Annotated in this window: 13 protein-coding genes; 10 read left to right on the top strand and 3 right to left on the bottom strand. The window is 63.9% G+C overall.

Going from position 1 to position 17,639, the window contains the following annotated elements:
- Positions 1-81: 81 nt before the first annotated feature.
- From ABIC03_RS28335 to ABIC03_RS28325, 3 genes are all read right to left on the bottom strand, one after another.
- Entirely contained in the window at positions 82-1,269 is a 1,188-nt protein-coding gene (locus ABIC03_RS28335) for an acetyl-CoA C-acyltransferase (RefSeq protein WP_354062946.1), read from the bottom strand.
- Complete coding sequence (pimA, locus tag ABIC03_RS28330; protein WP_354062944.1) at positions 1,266-2,960, bottom strand: dicarboxylate--CoA ligase PimA; 1,695 nt, start codon at positions 2,958-2,960, stop codon at positions 1,266-1,268. The genes ABIC03_RS28335 and pimA overlap by 4 nt, the downstream gene beginning before the upstream one ends.
- A 205-nt stretch (positions 2,961-3,165) precedes the next feature.
- Positions 3,166-5,262: a 3-hydroxyacyl-CoA dehydrogenase NAD-binding domain-containing protein gene (locus ABIC03_RS28325; RefSeq protein ID WP_275172319.1), complete on the bottom strand. Its 2,097-nt coding sequence runs from the start codon at positions 5,260-5,262 to the stop codon at positions 3,166-3,168.
- 128 nt (positions 5,263-5,390) lie between these two features.
- Between ABIC03_RS28325 and ABIC03_RS28320 the strand changes: the two genes are divergently transcribed.
- The 10 genes from ABIC03_RS28320 to ABIC03_RS28275 all read left to right on the top strand — a co-directional run bounded on the left by ABIC03_RS28320 (position 5,391) and on the right by ABIC03_RS28275 (position 17,616).
- Positions 5,391-6,257, top strand: coding sequence for an IclR family transcriptional regulator (locus ABIC03_RS28320; RefSeq protein WP_199198222.1), 867 nt, complete (start codon positions 5,391-5,393; stop codon positions 6,255-6,257).
- Between the two features lie 66 nt (positions 6,258-6,323).
- Entirely contained in the window at positions 6,324-7,121 is a 798-nt protein-coding gene (locus ABIC03_RS28315; RefSeq protein ID WP_275172320.1) for an ABC transporter ATP-binding protein, read from the top strand.
- A complete protein-coding gene (locus tag ABIC03_RS28310) occupies positions 7,118-7,831 on the top strand; it encodes an ABC transporter ATP-binding protein (RefSeq protein ID WP_275172321.1) in 714 nt (237 codons plus the stop codon). Before ABIC03_RS28315 ends, ABIC03_RS28310 begins: the two co-directional genes overlap by 4 nt.
- Before the next feature lie 12 nt (positions 7,832-7,843).
- Entirely contained in the window at positions 7,844-8,722 is an 879-nt protein-coding gene (locus ABIC03_RS28305) for a branched-chain amino acid ABC transporter permease (RefSeq protein ID WP_007599708.1), read from the top strand.
- 2 nt (positions 8,723-8,724) lie between these two features.
- On the top strand, positions 8,725-9,744 hold the full coding sequence (locus tag ABIC03_RS28300) for a branched-chain amino acid ABC transporter permease (protein ID WP_354062939.1): 1,020 nt from the start codon (positions 8,725-8,727) through the stop codon (positions 9,742-9,744).
- Between the two features lie 31 nt (positions 9,745-9,775).
- A complete protein-coding gene (locus ABIC03_RS28295; protein ID WP_354062937.1) occupies positions 9,776-11,011 on the top strand; it encodes an ABC transporter substrate-binding protein in 1,236 nt (411 codons plus the stop codon).
- 120 nt (positions 11,012-11,131) lie between these two features.
- Positions 11,132-12,358, top strand: a complete 1,227-nt coding sequence (locus tag ABIC03_RS28290) for an ABC transporter substrate-binding protein (protein ID WP_354062935.1) — start codon at positions 11,132-11,134, stop codon at positions 12,356-12,358.
- Positions 12,359-12,596: 238 nt separating this feature from the next.
- Entirely contained in the window at positions 12,597-13,826 is a 1,230-nt protein-coding gene (locus tag ABIC03_RS28285) for an ABC transporter substrate-binding protein (protein WP_275172325.1), read from the top strand.
- A gap of 188 nt (positions 13,827-14,014) precedes the next feature.
- Positions 14,015-15,298 (top strand): glycerate kinase type-2 family protein, encoded by a 1,284-nt coding sequence (locus ABIC03_RS28280; protein WP_354062933.1) that lies wholly within the window; start codon positions 14,015-14,017, stop codon positions 15,296-15,298.
- Positions 15,299-15,519: 221 nt separating this feature from the next.
- Positions 15,520-17,616, top strand: a complete 2,097-nt coding sequence (locus tag ABIC03_RS28275) for a putative bifunctional diguanylate cyclase/phosphodiesterase (protein WP_354062931.1) — start codon at positions 15,520-15,522, stop codon at positions 17,614-17,616.
- The last annotated feature ends 23 nt before the right edge of the window (positions 17,617-17,639 follow it).

Here is a 17,639-nt window from a genome sequence, read left to right as displayed (position 1 = left end):
CGTTGTGCGAAGGCAACTGCTGTCTGAGCACCACACTCCGGCTGCGGAGTATGGGTCCCGGCTTTCGCCGGGACGACGCAACTACTGCAACACCTCAAAAAGCCCCGCCGCGCCCATGCCGCCGCCGACGCACATGGTGACGACCGCGTACTTCGCCTTGCGGCGGCGGCCTTCGATAAGAGCGTGGCCGGTGAGGCGCGCGCCCGACATGCCGTAGGGATGGCCGACCGCAATCGCGCCGCCGTCGACGTTGATCTTGTCGGGGTCGATGCCGAGCTTGTCGCGGCAATACAGCACCTGCACCGCGAAGGCTTCGTTCAGCTCCCACAGGCCGATATCGTCGACGGTGAGGCCATGACGCTTGAGCAGGCGCGGCACGGCGAACACCGGGCCGATGCCCATCTCGTCCGGCTCGCAGCCGGCGGAGACGAAGCCGCGGAAGATGCCGAGCGGGTTCAGCCCGCGCCTGGCCGCTTCCTTGTCGCTCATGATCACGCTTGCGCTGGCCCCGTCCGAAAGCTGGCTGGCATTGCCGGCGGTGACCGAAAATCCCTCGCCGCGCACGGCCTTGAGGCCGGCAAGACCTTCAGCGGTGGTCTCGGGGCGCGGGCCCTCGTCCTGAGAGAGCGTGACGTCCTTGAACGAGACTGCACCGGTCGCCTTGTCGGTCACCGCCATTTTGGTGGTGATCGGTGCGAGCTCGTCCTTGAACTTGCCGCCCTGCTGGGCCGCGGCCGTGCGGCGCTGGCTTTCCAGCGAATATTCGTCCTGCTTCTCGCGCGAGATGCCGTAGCGCTTGGCGACGATTTCGGCGGTGTCGATCATGGGCATGTAGACCTCGCCCTTGATCTCGAGCAGCGCCGGATCCTGCGCGTGGAAGCCGTTCATCTTGTCGTTCTGCACCAGCGAGATGGACTCTCCGCCGCCGCCGACCGCGATCTCGACGCCGTCGAAGATCACCGAACGCGCGGCGAGTGCGATCGCCTGCAGGCCGGAGGCGCATTGCCGGTCGATGGTGGTGCCGGCAACGGTGACGGGGAGACCAGCACGGAGCAGCGCCTTGCGCGCGATGTTGCCGCCGGTCGCGCCCTGCTGCAGCGCTGCGCCCATCATCACGTCCTCGACCTCCTTGGGGTCGATCTTGGCGCGCGCGACGGCCTCGCCGATGGCGTGGCCGAGCAGGGTTGCGCCCTCGGTGGCGTTGAGCGCGCCGCGATAGGCCTTCCCGATCGGGGTGCGGGCTGTGGAAACGATGACGGCGTCGGTCAAGAGCGATCTCCTGATGCAAGTCGGGTGGCAAGTTGGGCGGATTGTGATGGTTTCTGCTGCTGACGCAACTCATGGCGCGACAGCTTTCCGACCGGCGTGCGCGGCAGATCGTCGACGAATTCGACCTCCGCCGGCAATTCGTGCTTGCCGAGCTTGCCGGCGAGCTGCGCGCGCAGCTCGTCAAGCGAGAACGGCTTTGCATCCGGCTTCAGCTTGATGAAGGCTTTGGCGGCCTCCCCGCGGTACTGGTCGGGGATGCCGAGCACGATCACCTCGTGCACGCCTGGTATGGTGTAGATCGCCTGCTCGATCATCTGCGGATAGACGTTGAAGCCGCCGGAGATGATCATGTCCTTCTTGCGGTCGACCAGGAAGAAATAGCCGTCGGTGTCGACATAGCCGATGTCGCCGGTGAGAAAGCGGCCGTCGACAAAGGCCTCGGCCGATCCCTCGGGCTTGTTCCAGTAGCCTTTGGTGACGTTCGGGCCCTTGATGCGGATCTCGCCAACTTCACCCGGCGGCAGCACCTTCGTGGGATCGTCCAGGGCAACGACGTCGAGTTCGATGCCGGGCAGCATCAGTCCGATCGAGCCAGGCTTCTCGGGACCTGTGGGCGGATGGCCGGTGCCAGGCGAACACGTCTCGGTCATGCCCCAGCCGCTGCGGAGCTTCTTGCCCACCTTGCGCTCGAAGAAATTCGCGATCTCCACGGGCAGCGGCGCGCCCCCGGAGCCGATCGTCGCCAGCGAGGAGAAATCGCGCTTGTCGAGATCGGGAAGGGCTGCGATCGCAATCCACATCGTCGGCACGCCGGGAAAATAAGTCGCGCGCTTGATTTCGATGTCGCGCATCACCGCTTCGACGTCAAAACGCTGATGCAGCGAGATCAGATTGCCACGCCTGAGCGAGGACAGCAGCACGACGGTGAGCGCATAGATGTGGAACAGCGGCAGCACGCAGATCACGCGCTCGACGACGTCGCCGCGCGTCGCGCGCGACGGCTTGCCCCAGACGTCGTAGATCGACACGGCCGAGGTGAGATTGCCATGGGTCAGCATCGCGCCCTTGGGCAGCCCGGTGGTGCCACCGGTATATTGCAGCAGCGCGACGTCGTCCGCCGTCACCGACGGCCACTGTGCCGGCCCGGTAGCGCCCTCGACGAAGGTCTTGAAGGTGACGATGCGGGGATCATTGGGGACCGCGGCCTGCGGCGTGCCGATCTTGCCCCAATTGTCGTCCTCGCAGACGACCAGGCGGTCGATCAGGCCCTTCTCCAGGAATTTCAGCGCGGTCGGCAGCAGTGCCGCGAGGTTGGAGGTGACGAGCAGGCGCGAACCGGAATCGGAGACCTTGTGGGTCAGCGCGATCTCGCCGTCGAGCGGTGATAGATGCGCGACGCGGGCGCCGGCCTTCAGCGCGCCGAAAAAATTGACGGGATGATCGGGCGTGTTGCCGAGGAACAGCGCCACCGAGCTGTTCTTGCTGCAGCCGGCGCGGAGGAATGCAGCCGCCGCACGCTCCGCCATCGCGGCGAGTTCGGTGTAGGTGATCGGACGATCGCGGAATTCCAGCGCGGTGCGCGGGCCGTACTCGGTCGCGGCTTTTGCCAGCAGGTCAGGCAACGAACCCTGGACGATGGTGTCGTCCCAGCGCACGCCCTCGGGATAAAACTGTTCGCCGGGATGGGTCATTAACGATCAATGCTCTGCAAACGTAAAGCGGGCATAGACAGACGGGCTCCCTTCCCCCTTGTGGGGAAGGGTTGGGGAAGGGGGTGCCACGAACTTGGACCTCGCCTGGGGCCACCCCCCTCCCTGACCCTCCCCCACAAGGGGGGAGGGAACGGAGAGAGCGTTGCCTTGGCCAAGGTGTTCGCAGTCACCGAGCCCAATCCAATCACGCTGCTTTCGAGCCCGCCGCGAGTGACGCGAAGGTCTTGCCTTCTGCCGCGAGCTTCTTCAGCAGTGGCGCGGGCTCGAGGCTGGGGTCGTTGGTCTCCTTGGCATAGTAGGAGAGGCGATCGGCGATGTGCTTGAGGCCGACGGTGTCGGCCCAGAACATCGGGCCGCCGCGGTAGATCGGCCAGCCATAGCCATAGAGCCAGACCACGTCGATATCGGACGGGCGCGCGGCAATGCCTTCCTCCAGAATTTTCGCGCCCTCGTTGATCATCGGATACATCATGCGCTCGAGGATCTCGTCGTCGCTGACGATTCGCTTCTTGCGGCCCAAACGAAGCAGCGTCTCGTCGATCAGCTTCTCGACTTCGGGATCGGGCAGCGCCGCGCGGGAGCCGGCTTCGTATTTGTAATAGCCCTTGCCGGTCTTCTGGCCAAAGCGACCGGCTTCGCAGAGCGCGTCCGCGATCTCCGACTTGATGCCGCGGTCCTTGCGCGAGCGCCAGCCGATGTCGAGGCCGGCGAGGTCGCCCATCGCGAACGGCCCCATCGGCATGCCGAATTTCGTGACCACGGCATCGACCTGCTGCGGCAAGGCGCCTTCGAACAGCAGCTTTTCGGACTGCTTGCCGCGCTGGGCCAGCATGCGGTTGCCGACAAAGCCGTCGCAGACGCCGACCACGGCCGGCACTTTTGCGATCTTCCGCGCGATCGAGACAGCCGTCACCAGCGCATCGGGCGCGGTCTTGTCGGCGCGCACGATCTCGCACAGCTTCATGACGTTGGCAGGCGAGAAGAAGTGCATGCCGAGCACGTCCTGCGGGCGCTTGGTCGACTTCGCGATCTCGTCGATGTTCAGGTACGAGGTGTTGGAAGCGAGCACGGCGCCCGGCTTGACGTACTGGTCGAGCTTGCCGAACACTTCCTTCTTCACAGCCATGGTCTCGAACACGGCTTCGATGACGAGGTCGGCATCGCCGACGTTCTCGATGCCCACGACGCCGTTGATCAGCGCCATGCGCTTGGCGGGCGCATCCGCGGGGATACCGCCGCGCGCCGCGGTCGCTTCCCAGTTCTTCTGCATGATGCCCATGCCGCGTTTGAGCTGCTCCTCGCCGGTCTCGATCAGGGTGACGGGAACGCCGGCATTGGCAAAGGACATCGCGATGCCGCCGCCCATCGTACCGGCGCCAAGGATGGCGACGCGATTCACGGGCCGCGGCTTGGTCCCTTCGGGAACGCCGGCGATCTTGCTGGCCTCGCGCTCGGCGAAGAAGGCATAGCGCTGCGCCTTGGACTGATCGCTGGCGACGAGCTTCAGAAAGCCCTCGCGCTCTTTCTTCAGACCTTCGTCGAACGGCAGGTCGATGGCGTAGCCGACGGCGTCGGCCGCCGCGAACGGCGCTTCCAGGCCGCGCGACTTCTTGGTCATGGCGGCGACCGCATTGGTGAAGATCGAGCGGTCGGCCTTGGCCGCCGCGATCTTGGAATCATCGTCGCGCAGACGGCGCAGCGGACGCTTTTCAGCCAGCAGCTTTCGTACGAAGGCTTCGCCTCCGGCGGCCGGGCCCTCGACGATCTCCTCGATCAGACCATTCTTCAGCGCTTCCGCCGCGCCGATCGGATCACCGCCGACGATCATCTTGACCGCGAGTTCCGGTCCGACCGCGCGCGGAAGGCGCTGGGTGCCGCCGGCGCCCGGCAGCAGGCCGAGCTTCACCTCAGGCAGGCCGAGCTTGGCTTCCTTTACCGCAACGCGGAAATGACAGGCGAGCGCGACCTCGAGGCCGCCGCCGAGCGCGGTGCCGTGGATCGCGGCCACGACCGGCTTCGGCGAATTCTCGATCTCGGAAAGCACGTCGTTGAGGGCGGGCGGCTTCGGCGGCTTGCCGAATTCGGTGATGTCGGCGCCCGCGATGAAGGTGCGGCCGGCACAGGTCAGCACGATGCCCTTAATTGCGGGATCGGCGACCGCGGCCTTGATGCACTCCAGAATTCCGCCGCGAACCGCCGCGCTCAGTGCATTCACCGGAGGGCTGTCGACCGTGACGATCCCGACTTCGTCATGACGCTCAAGCTTGACCACTTCGCTCACGGTGTTCCTCCTTGGTGGGGTAACTTTTGTTCAATTTCGCACTGCGGAATTTAATTCCGCATCTTGACGGCAGGGTTATTTTGAAGCACGTGGCTTGTCAACGACTCCGCGCAAGAAGCAGATCAGGGATGAAGCGTACAGGAAAGAAGCCAGCGACCGATCGGAATTTCGTCGTCGCGCTTTCCCGCGGACTAGACGTATTGCGCGCATTCCAGCCCAGCGACGGACTTCTTGGCAATCAGGAAATCGCGGCCCGCACCAATTTGCCCAAACCGACCGTTTCGCGGCTGACCTATACGTTGACCAAGCTCGGCTATCTGACGCCGGTTCCCCGCTTCGAGAAATATCAGCTTGCGCCGGCCGCAATGGCGCTCGGCTACGCCGCGTTGTCCAACCTCGGCGTTCGGCATTTGTCCGAACCGTTCCGCGAGGAAATGATGCGCGCGACCGGAGGGGCCGTTGCCGTCGGCGGCCGCGACCGTCACAGCATGATCTATTTCGGGCAAAGCCGCGGCAGCGAGACGGTCGGCGTTCAACTTGACGTCGGCTCCCGCGTGCCGATTGCAACCAGCGCGATGGGCCGCGCCTATTTCTGGGCGCTCGAGGAAAACGATCGGGCGGAACTGTCTCGTGTCTTGCGCGAACATTACGGCAGCCGCTGGCCCAAGATGCGCGACGGGCTGGAACGTTCCGGCGAGACGGTCGCGAAATACGGATTTGCGATTTCGGTCGGCGACTGGCACGACGACATCGGCGCCGCCGGCGTCGCGCTCAGGCTCAACGACGGAACCGGTCCTTACGCATTCAATTGCGGCGCGCCCGCATTCCGCTTCACGGAAGAGCGATTGATCAACGACATTGGACCGCGTCTGCTTGCGATGGTAAGGAACATCGAAGCGGCACTTGGGGGTCTGATGCCGCATTCCAAAAAAGACGTCAGCAAAAAGCTGAAATCAGGAGGGAAAGTTGCGCGTGTGGCCGAGGGGATCAGATAGCCTTTGTCGTCATCGGGAGCGGTTCACATCGCCCCTTCGCTCACCGAACAGAGTGGGCGAGACGAGATGACGCAGGCACAGCTCGCGCAGGGGACATCGCCCCTGCTCGCGGTTCGCGACGTCAGCGTCGTGTTCGGCGGCATCGTCGCGCTCAACGGTGTGTCCTTTGACATGCACAAGGGCCAGATCCTCGGTTTGATCGGCCCCAACGGCGCCGGCAAGACTACGCTCTTCAACTGCCTCTCGCGGCTGTACCAGCCGTCGTCCGGCAACATCCTGATGGAGGGCGCGAGCATCCTGACGCGCCCGCCGCACCGGATCGCTGAGATCGGCATCGGCCGCACCTTCCAGAACGTGGCGCTGTTTCCGAACCTCTCCGTGATGGACAATGTCCGCGTCGGCACCCATGCCCGCACCTCCAGCGACATCATCAGCGACTCGCTGCGTCTGGCCTGGATTCGCCGCAGCGAGAGCGAGGTCAACAAGAAGGTGCACGAGATCCTCGCCTATCTCGACCTCGAGGACGTCGCCCACACCGTCGTGTCCGGCCTGCCGTTCGGCACGCAGAAGCGCGTCGAGCTGGCGCGCGCGCTCGCTGCCGATCCGAAGATCCTGCTGCTCGACGAGCCCGCCGGCGGTCTCAACCACGAGGAAGTCTACGCGCTCGGCGATCTCATCCGCCGTATCCGCGACGACCGCCACATGACCGTGCTCCTGGTCGAGCATCACATGGGTCTCGTGATGTCGATCGCCGACCACGTCGTCGCACTGAATTTCGGCAAGAAGCTCGCGGAAGGCACGCCGGCCCAGGTGCAGGCGGATCCCGAAGTCATCAAGGCCTATCTCGGGAGCAAGGACCAATGACGACGCTGCTCAACGTCAAGGACCTGCGCGCCTATTACGGCCAGGTCCAGGCGCTCCACGGCCTGTCCTTCTCGCTCAGCGAGGGATCGCTGACCACGCTGCTGGGAGCCAACGGCGCCGGCAAGACCACTACGCTGCGCGCGATCTGCAACATGGTGCGCTCGACCGGCGGCATCGAGTTCGACGGCAAGCCGCTGAACAACCGCTCCACCGAGAGCATCGTGCGGTTCGGCATCGCCCATGTGCCGCAGGGCCGCGGCACCTTCACCACCATGACGGTGGAGGAAAACCTCCAGCTCGGCGCTATCACCCGCAAGGACAGCGCCGGCATCATCTCCGACATCGAGCGCATGTATGCGCATTTCCCGGTGCTCAAGCAGCGGCATACCCAGCAGGCCGGCACGCTTTCGGGCGGCGAGCAGCAGATGCTCGCGGTCGCCCGCGCCCTGATGCTGCGGCCGCGGCTGATGCTGCTGGACGAGCCCTCCTTCGGCCTGGCGCCGCTCGTCGTGCGCGACCTGTTCGGCATCCTCGGCAAGATCAATCGCGAGGACAAGGTGTCGATCCTGGTGGTCGAGCAGAACGCGCAGCTCGCGCTCGAGCTCGCCGACCAGGCCTATGTGATCGAGACCGGACGCATCGTGATGTCGGGCAACGCCAAGGACATCGCAAACAACGAAGAAATCCGCAAATCCTATCTGGGTTACTGAGGAGCCGGCACGATGGAGCTGTTCACCAACCAAGTGCTGGCCGGCATCGCCACGGGCGCGATCTACGCCTGCATGGCGCTCGCCGTGGTCATGATCTACCAGGCGATCGACCATCTCAACTTCGCGCAGGGCGAGATGGCGATGTTCTCGACCTTCATCTCCTGGCAGCTGATGCAATGGGGCATCCCCTATTGGGCCGCTTTCGTGATCACGCTGGCATTGTCCTTCGTCGGCGGCATCGCGATCGAGCGCATCCTGTTCAAGCCGCTCGCCAAGGCGCCGGTGCTGACCAATGTCGCCGGCTTCATCGCGCTGTTCGCGATCATCAACTCCTCGGCCGGCCTGATCTGGGACTTCACCATCAAGCAGTATCCGACCCCGTTCGGCTCCTCGCCGTTCCTCGGCAGCCAGCTGATCTCGACCCACCAGGCCGGCATGATCGGCGTCACCGTGCTGCTGCTGCTCGGCCTCTACTTCTTCTTCCAGTACACCAAGATCGGCCTCGCCATGCGCGCGGCCGCCTCCGTGCCTGAATCGGCCCGGCTGGTCGGCATCAACACGAGCTGGATGATCGCGCTGGGCTGGGGCATGGCGTCCGCGATCGGTGCGATCGCCGGCATGCTGATCGCACCGGTCGTGTTCCTCGAGCCCAACATGATGGGCGGCGTGCTGATCTACGGCTTCGCCGCGGCGGTGCTTGGCGGACTGACCAGCCCGTTCGGCGCCGTGGTCGGCGGCTTCCTGGTTGGTGTCTTCGAAAACCTGGCCGGCACCTACATTCCCGGCGTCGGCAACGAGCTGAAGCTTCCGATCGCGCTCGCGCTGATCATTTCCGTCCTGGTCGTCAAACCCGCTGGCCTGTTCGGCCGGCAAATCGTCAAGCGAGTTTGATCATGAGCGCTGCAGAAGAAGTCGTTGCAGAAGGTCATCAAGCGGTCGAGGCCGTTCCGAAGCGGGCGATGACGCTGGGCACGGGCACTTCCCTGTTGGTGTTGGCGGTGCTGTTGATCGTGCCGATGTTCGTCAAGAACTTCATCATCTTCCAGATGACGATGCTCTTGATCTACGGGCTCGCGGTGCTGGCCTTGAACATCCTGACGGGCGGCTCCGGCCAGTTTTCGCTCGGCCAGAGCGCCTTCTACGCCGTAGGCGCTTATACGTCGGCGGTGCTGATGGAGTACTTCAACGTCAACTATGCGCTGACAATTCCGATTTCCGCGGTGGTCTGCTTCGGATTCGGCTACCTGTTCGGCAAGCCGGCGCTGCGGCTGTCGGGCGTCTATCTCGCGCTCGCGACCTTTGCCCTTGCCACCGCGATGCCGCAGCTGCTGAAGCTGAATTTCCTCGAGCACTGGACGGGCGGCGTGCAGGGCCTCGTCGTCACCAAGCCCGACGCACCGTTCGGGCTGCCGATGTCGCAGGACACGTGGCTCTACTACTTCTCGCTCGCCGTCGTGCTCGCGATCTACATCTTCTCGGTAAACCTGCTGCGCTCCCGTTCGGGCCGGGCCTTCATGGCGATCCGCGACAACGAGATCGCGGCCTCCTCGATGGGCGTCAACGTCGCACTGTACAAGACGCTGGCCTTCGGCGTGTCCGCAGGCATCACCGGCGTTGCCGGCTCGCTTGGCGCCATCGCCGTGCAGTTCGTCGCGCCCGACAGCTACACGATCACGCTGGCGATCTCGCTGTTCCTCGGCATGGTCGTCGGTGGCGTCGGCTGGCTGCCAGGCTCGTTCGTCGGCGCAGCCTTCATCATCTTCGTGCCGAACATGGCGGAGGGCATCTCGAAGGGCCTCTCCGGCGCGGTGTTCGGCGTACTCCTGTTCGCCGTCATCTACCTCGTGCCGCATGGCGCCAGGCAGATCGCGATCATGGGCCAGCAACTCGTCGGCCGGCTCAGGAAGAACTGAAAGTCCGTTAATTAAGCCAAGGAGACCCGAATTGCTTTTTGAAAGAACACTGCGAACCGCTGCGCTGGTCACGGCAACGGCGGTCATCACTCTCACCTCCGGCGCCGCATTCGCCCAGAAAAAATATGACACTGGCGCGTCCGATACCGAGATCAAGATCGGCAACATCATGCCGTACAGCGGTCCGGCGTCGGCCTATGGCATCATCGGCAAGACCGAAGAAGCCTATTTCAAGTTGATCAACGACAAGGGCGGCATCAACGGCCGCAAGATCAACTTCGTCACCTATGATGACGGCTATTCGCCGCCGAAGGCCGTGGAGCAGGTCCGCAAGCTGGTCGAGAGCGACGAGGTGATCGTCGTGTTCAACCCGCTCGGCACGCCCTCGAACAGCGCGATCCAGAAGTATTTGAACGCCAAGAAGATCCCGCAGCTGTTCGTCGCCACCGGCGCCACCAAGTGGAACGACCCGAAGAATTTCCCCTGGACCATGGGCTGGCAGCCCTCCTACCAGAGCGAAGCGCAGATCTACGCGAAGTGGCTGTTGAAGGAGAAGCCGGACGCCAAGATCGCGATCCTCTATCAGAACGACGATTTCGGCAAAGACTACCTCAAGGGCACCAAGGACGGCCTGGGCGCCAAGGGCGCGTCCATGATCGTCATGGAAGAGAGCTACGAGGTGTCGGAGCCGTCGATCGATGGTCACATCGTCAAGATCAAGGCCGCCAATCCCGACGTCCTGCTGATCTACACGACGCCCAAATTCGCGGCCCAGACCATCAAGAAGACCGCCGAGCTGAGCTGGAAGCCGCTGCAGATCCTCACCAACGTGTCGATCTCGGTCGGCAGCGTGATGAAGCCGGCCGGCTTCGAGGCTGCGCAGGGCGTGCTGTCGGCGGCCTATGCCAAGGACTCCACGGACCCGCAGTGGGCCAACGACCCCGGCATGAAGAAGTGGAACGAGTTCGTCGACAAGTACATGCCGGGTGCCGACAAGTCCGACACCAGCATGGTCTATGGCTACGGCGCGGCGTCGACGCTGGCCAAGGTCCTGGAGATGTGCGGCGACGATCTGACCCGGGCCAACATCATGAAGCAGGCGGCCTCGTTGAAGGATTTCGCACCGGACACGCTGCTGCCCGGCGTCAAGATCAACACCGGCCCCACCGACTTCGCCCCGATCGCGCAGCTTCAGATGCAGCGCTTCAAGGGCGAGAAGTGGGAACTCTTCGGCGAGATCATCAGCGGCGACATCGCCACCGAGTGACACCCTGACGCTATAGTCCAACGCTTCAAGAAGCCCCCGCGAGTCATCGCGGGGGCTTTTTGTTGACGTCTTGCATCAATCTTGTTCAATGCGGCGACGATCCGTTCCGGGTGGAGAAAGATGACTGCCGTTCGATTTCAGGTTGCGGCCGTTCTGGCTGCATTCGCGTTGTGCACTGCGATGAGCGGCCCGGCACTGGCCCAGAAGAAATACGACGCCGGCGCTTCCGATACCGAGATCAAGATCGGCAACATCATGCCCTATAGCGGCCCGGCGTCCGCCTATGCGGCGATCGGCAAGGCCGAGGAAGCCTATTTCAACAAGATCAATGCCGAGGGCGGCATCGGCGGCCGCAAGATCAAGTTCATCTCCTACGATGACGGCTATTCGCCGCCGAAGACGGTGGAGCAGGCCCGCAAGCTGGTCGAGAGCGACGGGGTGCTGCTGATCTTCGGCTCGCTCGGCACCTCCACCAACGGCGCGATCCGCAAATACATGAACGAGAAGAAGGTTCCGCAATTGTTCGTGGCGAGCGGCGCTTCGAAGTGGAACGATCCGAAACAATATCCCTGGACCATGGGCTGGCAGCCGAGCTACGCGAGCGAGGCGCGCATCTACGCCAAGTACATCATGAAGGAGAAGCCGGACGGCAAGATCGGCGTGCTCTACCAGAACGACGATTTCGGCAAGGACTATCTCAAGGGGCTGAAGGAAGGCCTGGGCCCTAAGGCCTCGATGATCGTGCTGGAAGACGGTTACGACACTTCGGAGCCGGCAATCGACGAGCACGTCGTGAAATTAAAGGCCTCCGGCGCCGACATCTTCGTCAGCATCACCACGCCGAAATTTGCAGCGCAAGCGATCAAGAAGGCGGCCGAGATCGGCTGGCATCCGGTCCACATCATCTCCAACGTCTCGGCCTCGGTCGGCGGCGTGCTCGAGCCGGCGGGGCTCGAGATCTCGCAAGGCGTCCTGTCGGCGAGCTACACCAAGGACGGCTCCGACCCGCAATGGAATGCCGATGACGGCATGAAGAAATTCTACAATTTCCTCGCCAAATACGATCCCAAGGCTAACAAGCTCGATGCTGGCGTAGTGTTCGGCTACGCCGCAGCCCAAACCATGGTGAAGGTGCTGCAGATGTGCGGCGACGATCTCACCCGCGAGAACGTCATGAAGCAGGCGGCAAGCCTGAAGGATTTCGAGCCCGACACCCTGTTGCCCGGCATCAAGATCAACACCGCAGCCGATAATTTCGCCCCGATCGAGCAGCTCCAGATGATGCGGTTCAAGGGCCGGAAATGGGAGCTGTTCGGGGACATCATCTCGAGCGAGCTCGGCCACTGAAGCCGCGCAACTCAAACTCGCTCCTGATCGGTTAATCAACTCAGACGGATGCACCTTCTCGCAGTCGCACACGAGTGCGCGGGCGCCCTGACTACTAAAGAAGCAGCTCCTGCGACCCCGCCGCAGGGGCTTTCTGTTGTAGGCATCAGGTAAATCGTATTGAATTGCGGCTGCGTCACCAAAAACAAGCAACACAAGAAAAGGGACGCACACACACCAAGAAAATAGGGAGATAGGAATGCCCGCTGTCACCGGCAAACTTGCGGCCGCGTCACTTGCGCTCGCGCTCATTGCGGCCTCGGCCTCCACTGCATCGGCCCAAAAGAAATACGATACCGGCGCGACCGATACCGAGATCAAGATCGGCAACATCATGCCCTACAGCGGACCGGCCTCCGCCTACGGCATCATCGGGCGGACCGAAGCCGCCTATTTCAAGAAGATCAACGACGAAGGCGGCATCAACGGCCGCAAGATCAACTACATCAGCTACGACGACGCCTACTCGCCGCCGAAGACGGTGGAGCAGGCGCGCAAGCTGGTCGAGAGCGACGAGGTGCTGTTCATCTTCAACTCGCTCGGCACGCCGCCGAACTCGGCGATCCACAAATACATGAACTCGAAGAAGGTGCCGCAGCTCTTCGTCGCCACCGGCGCCACCAAGTGGAACGATCCGCAAAACTTCCCCTGGACCATGGGCTGGCAGCCCAACTACCAGAGCGAGACGCAGATCTATGCGAAGTGGCTCTTGAAGAACAAGCCGGACGCCAAGATCGCCGTGCTTTACCAGAACGACGATTACGGCAAGGACTATCTCAAGGGCCTGAAGGACGGCCTCGGCGCCAAGGCCGCGTCAATGATCGTCATGGAGGAGAGCTACGAGACTTCCGAGCCGACCATCGACAACCACATCGTCAAGCTGAAGTCGACAGGCGCCGACGTCTTCATGAACATCACGACGCCGAAATTCGCCGCGCAGGCGATCAAGAAGAACGCCGAGATCGGCTGGAAGCCGCTGCACTTCCTCAACAACGTCTCGGCCTCCGTCGGCAGCGTGATGAAGCCCGCCGGCTTCGAGAACGGCCAGGACATCATCTCGGCCGACTATCTCAAGGACGTATCGGATCCCGCTTGGACCAGCGATCCCGGCATGAAGGACTTCTTGGCGTTCATGACCAAATACTTCCCCGAGGGCGACAAGCTCGATAAGGGCACCATCGTCGGCTATGCCGTGGCCCAGACGCTCGTTCAGGTCTTGAAGCAGTGCGGCGACGATCTCACGCGCGCGAACATCATGAAGCAGGCGGCGAGTCTGAAGGACTTCCGCACCGAGGCGCTGCTGCCGGGCGTGAAGATCAACACCTCGCCGACCGATTTCGCGCCGATCAGCCAGCTCCAGCTCGAGAAGTTCAAGGGCGAGAAGTGGGAACTGTTCGGCGACGTGATCAGCGCCGACGTGGGCGGCTAGCCGGCTCGACCATACGACGACGAAAGCCCCCTGCGAACCATCGCAGGGGGCTTTGCTGTGCCGATTATGATCACGCGATTGCACAATCGAATGACGGCAAAGCCGGCTTACGCTTTGGCGCATGATGCGGTAGGCAGGTGAGCGGCGCGTTTGCCGCCAGTCTTTCCTGTCCGCCAAGGCCTTTCGTCATGACCGACCGACGCCCCCTGCTCCGCGCGCTCTACGACGCCGCCGTTGCCGCCGCTCATCCGAGCACGACTCTGGCGCCACACCTGCGGCCCGCACCGAGGGGACGCGTGATCTGCCTCGCCGCCGGCAAGGGCGCGGCCGCGATGGCCGCCGCCGCCGAGCGGCATTATCTCGACACGCTCGGGCTCGCACCGGAACGCCTCGTCGGCATCGCCACCACGCGTCACGGCTACGGCGTGCCGACCCGCCGCATCCGCGTGGTCGAGGCCGGTCATCCCATACCCGACGAAGCCGGCCTGAAGGGCGCGGCCGATACGCTCGCGCTCGCAGCCGAGGCCGGGCCCGACGATTTGCTTCTGGTGCTGCTGACCGGCGGCGGCTCGGCGAACTGGATCGCGCCCGTCAACGGCATCAGCTTCGCGCAGAAGCAGGCGGTCAACAAGGCGCTGCTCCGCTCCGGCGCGCCGATCGGCGAGATGAATGTCGTGCGCAAGCACCTGTCGCGGATCAAGGGCGGCCGGCTGGCGCGCGCGGGCAAAAATGCCGCCGACATCGTGACGCTTGCGATCTCCGACGTGCCGCATGACGACCCCTCCGCGATCGCCTCCGGTCCGACCGTGCCCGATCCGACCACGCTCAATGATGCGCGCGCCATCGTCGCCAAATACAAGCTCGACATCGACGATGCCGTCCGTCGCGCGCTGGACGACCCCGCCAACGAGAGCTGCAAGCCCGGCGACGCCGCGTTCGCGCGCGCGCATTTCGAATTGATCGCACGCCCGAAGCAATCGCTCGACGCTGCGGTGAGGCTCGCGCAAGAGGCCGGTTACGAGACGATCGATCTCGGCGCCGACCTCGAAGGCGAGGCCCGCGACGTCGCCGCCGATCACGCCAGGCTGGCGCTTCAGGCTCGCGCGCAGGGCAAGCGGGTCGCGATCCTCTCCGGCGGCGAGCTCACGGTCACCGTGCGCGGCAATGGCCGCGGCGGCCCGAACCAGGAATACGCGCTGGCGCTCGCCGGCCTCTTGAAGGACACGCCTGACATCTCCGCGCTCGCCGGCGACACCGACGGCGCCGATGGCGGTGCCGGAAATCCCACCGACCCCGCCGGCGCGCTGATCGACGCGGCGACGTTCGCGAAGATGACGGCGCAGCGGCTGCAGCCGCAGGCCTATCTCGACAACAACGACGCGACCACATTCTTCGAGGCGACGGGCGACCTGTTGCTGCCGGGTCCCTCGCTGACCAACGTGAACGACATCAGGGTGATCCTGGTCGACTGACCCGGCGGCATCGCTATCCCGCCGGCTCCGCGCGCGATTCGGCGGGACGGCATGGTTAACGATCTCTGAGTTCTCGTCGGCGGCCTCTTTTCCAGGAGCCGCCATCGCCGCTTTTAACCTCGCGTTCGCTGCAGTTTCAGGAATGCGCCCTGAAATTGGGCGAATCATTGGGCTCATTCACCACCGCCTGCTCTAATCGCGTCGTCCCGGGGGCAACGCGCATGGCGCAGAGTGATCAGGAGGTCGCAAGCATTGATCCGCTCGTGCTCGGCGAGATGCTCAAGTGCGCCGCCAATAATCTGTGGCTCGGCATCATCCTCTTTGGCAGCGACCGCAGGGTCATTTTCTGCAATCCGCGTTACCGCGAAATGTACGCGCTCTCGCCCGAGCAGGTGCACCCGGGTACACCGATCAAGGACCTGATCCAGCATCGGCTCGAACTGGGCCTGAACATCCGCGGAGAAGCCGGCGCCTATGTCCGCGCCCGCACGGAGGGTTCGGTCGTCAGCGAGCAGACGGTCCAGCAGTTCGCCGACGGACGAATCATCGCCTACACCATCCATCCCCTGCCCGACGGCGGCGGCATGGCGACGCACGAGGACATTACAGAGCGCGAAGAGCTCAGTGCGCGGCTACAGGAACGCAATTTTCAGTTCGACATTGCGATCAACAACATGTCGCAGGGACTTTGCTTCTTCAGCGCCGACCATCGGCTGCTGGTCTGCAACACGCACTATATCGAAATGTACGGCCTGCCGCCCGACCGCGTTCGTCCGGGCACGCCGCTCCAGGAGATCCTCGACATGCGCTTCGAAGCCGGCAGCGTGCCGGCCATGACGCGGGAGGAATATGCTAGATGGCGGACCGATGTCGCCACATCAGCCGAGGCCATGGACAGCGTCGTCGAGATGCGGAACGGGCGAACCTTCAAGATCAGGCATCGACCGATGCCCGATCTCGGATGGGTCGCGACCCACGAAGACATCACCGAGCAGCGCAAGGCGGAATTGAAGATCGCGCATATGGCGCACCACGACGCGCTGACGGACCTCGCCAATCGCGCCCTGCTCGGTCAGCGCCTCAAGCAGGCGCTCGAACAGGGTGGGATGTTCGCGATCCACCACATCGATCTCGACAAGTTCAAGGCCGTCAACGACACCCTGGGCCATCAGGCCGGCGACATCCTGCTGCAGGATGCCAGCCGCCGCCTCAAGCAGCTCGCGCGCGACAGCGATACGATCGCGCGCATGGGTGGCGATGAATTCGTGATCCTCCAGACCCCGATTTCCAATTCGAGCGAAGCGGACGCGCTGGCGCGTGATGTTGTCAGCACGCTGAGTGCTCCGTTCGGGCTCGACGGACACCAGACCATTGCGGGCGCGAGCATCGGGATCGCCATTGCGCCCGGCGACGGCTCGACGCCCGAACAACTCCTGCACAATGCCGATCTGGCCCTGTATCGCGCAAAAAGCGGCGGCCGCGGCATGCACTGCTTCTTCGAACCGGCCATGGGCGAAGAGGCGCAAAGCCGTCGCGCGCTGGAGCAGGACCTGCGCAACGGCCTTGCCGCCGGCGAGTTCGAGCTGCACTACCAGCCGGTCGTGAAGACCGACGGCGGCGAGATCAGCGGCTTCGAAGCCTTGATCCGTTGGCGACATCCACGGCGCGGACTGGTCGCGCCGAACAGCTTTATCCCGCTTGCGGAAGAGATCGGCCTGATCGTGCCGATCGGCGAATGGGTGATCCGGCAGGCCTGTGCCACTGCAAGCCGGTGGCCGGACCATCTGCACGTCGCCGTCAATATCTCGGCGGTGCAATTCCGTCAGCCGGGCCTGACGGAGGTGATCGTCGGCGCGCTGGCGGCCTCCGCCCTCGATCCGCGGCGGCTGGAGATCGAGATCACGGAAAGCGTTCTGCTGCAGGACAGGCATGGGACGCTGACGACGCTGCACCAGCTCCGCGCACTGGGCATCAAGGTCGCCATGGACGATTTCGGCACCGGCTATTCGTCACTGACCTATCTGCAATGCTTTCCCTTCGACAAGATCAAGATCGATCGGTCTTTCGTCAGCGGCGTGGAAAACAATGCGGCATCCCTCAGCATCGTGCGAGCGGTGGCGGCGCTGGCGCGCGGAATGGGCATGACGACGACGGCGGAGGGCGTGGAGACCGAGGAGCAAAGGGACCGGATCGCAGCGGAGGGCTGCACCGAAATGCAGGGCTATCTGTTCAGCCCTCCCTTGCCCGCCGTGGAAATCGAGCGCCGCTTCCTGTCCGCGGACGCACCTGCCATGCCCGACCGGTTCGCTGCAGCCTAACCGCCGCCAGCCCGCCCGCGGGT

Source organism: Bradyrhizobium sp. RT6a (genome assembly GCF_040547675.1).
In the GTDB taxonomy this organism is placed as follows: domain Bacteria; phylum Pseudomonadota; class Alphaproteobacteria; order Rhizobiales; family Xanthobacteraceae; genus Bradyrhizobium.
Note: the sequence above shows the minus strand (reverse complement) of the source record. Positions and strands in the feature narration are given on the sequence as shown.

Excerpts from the sequence above, each read along its gene's own strand:
- ABIC03_RS28315 (WP_275172320.1), top strand. The coding sequence starts at position 6,324 with ATGACGCAGGCACAGCTCGCGCAGGGGACATCGCCCCTGCTCGCGGTT.
- ABIC03_RS28285 (WP_275172325.1), top strand. The coding sequence starts at position 12,597 with ATGCCCGCTGTCACCGGCAAACTTGCGGCCGCGTCACTTGCGCTCGCG.
- ABIC03_RS28275 (WP_354062931.1), top strand. The coding sequence starts at position 15,520 with ATGGCGCAGAGTGATCAGGAGGTCGCAAGCATTGATCCGCTCGTGCTC.
- ABIC03_RS28290 (WP_354062935.1), top strand. The coding sequence starts at position 11,132 with ATGACTGCCGTTCGATTTCAGGTTGCGGCCGTTCTGGCTGCATTCGCG.
- ABIC03_RS28305 (WP_007599708.1), top strand. The coding sequence starts at position 7,844 with ATGGAGCTGTTCACCAACCAAGTGCTGGCCGGCATCGCCACGGGCGCG.
- pimA (WP_354062944.1), bottom strand. The coding sequence starts at position 2,960 with ATGACCCATCCCGGCGAACAGTTTTATCCCGAGGGCGTGCGCTGGGAC.
- ABIC03_RS28310 (WP_275172321.1), top strand. The coding sequence starts at position 7,118 with ATGACGACGCTGCTCAACGTCAAGGACCTGCGCGCCTATTACGGCCAG.
- ABIC03_RS28280 (WP_354062933.1), top strand. The coding sequence starts at position 14,015 with ATGACCGACCGACGCCCCCTGCTCCGCGCGCTCTACGACGCCGCCGTT.
- ABIC03_RS28320 (WP_199198222.1), top strand. The coding sequence starts at position 5,391 with ATGAAGCGTACAGGAAAGAAGCCAGCGACCGATCGGAATTTCGTCGTC.
- ABIC03_RS28300 (WP_354062939.1), top strand. The coding sequence starts at position 8,725 with ATGAGCGCTGCAGAAGAAGTCGTTGCAGAAGGTCATCAAGCGGTCGAG.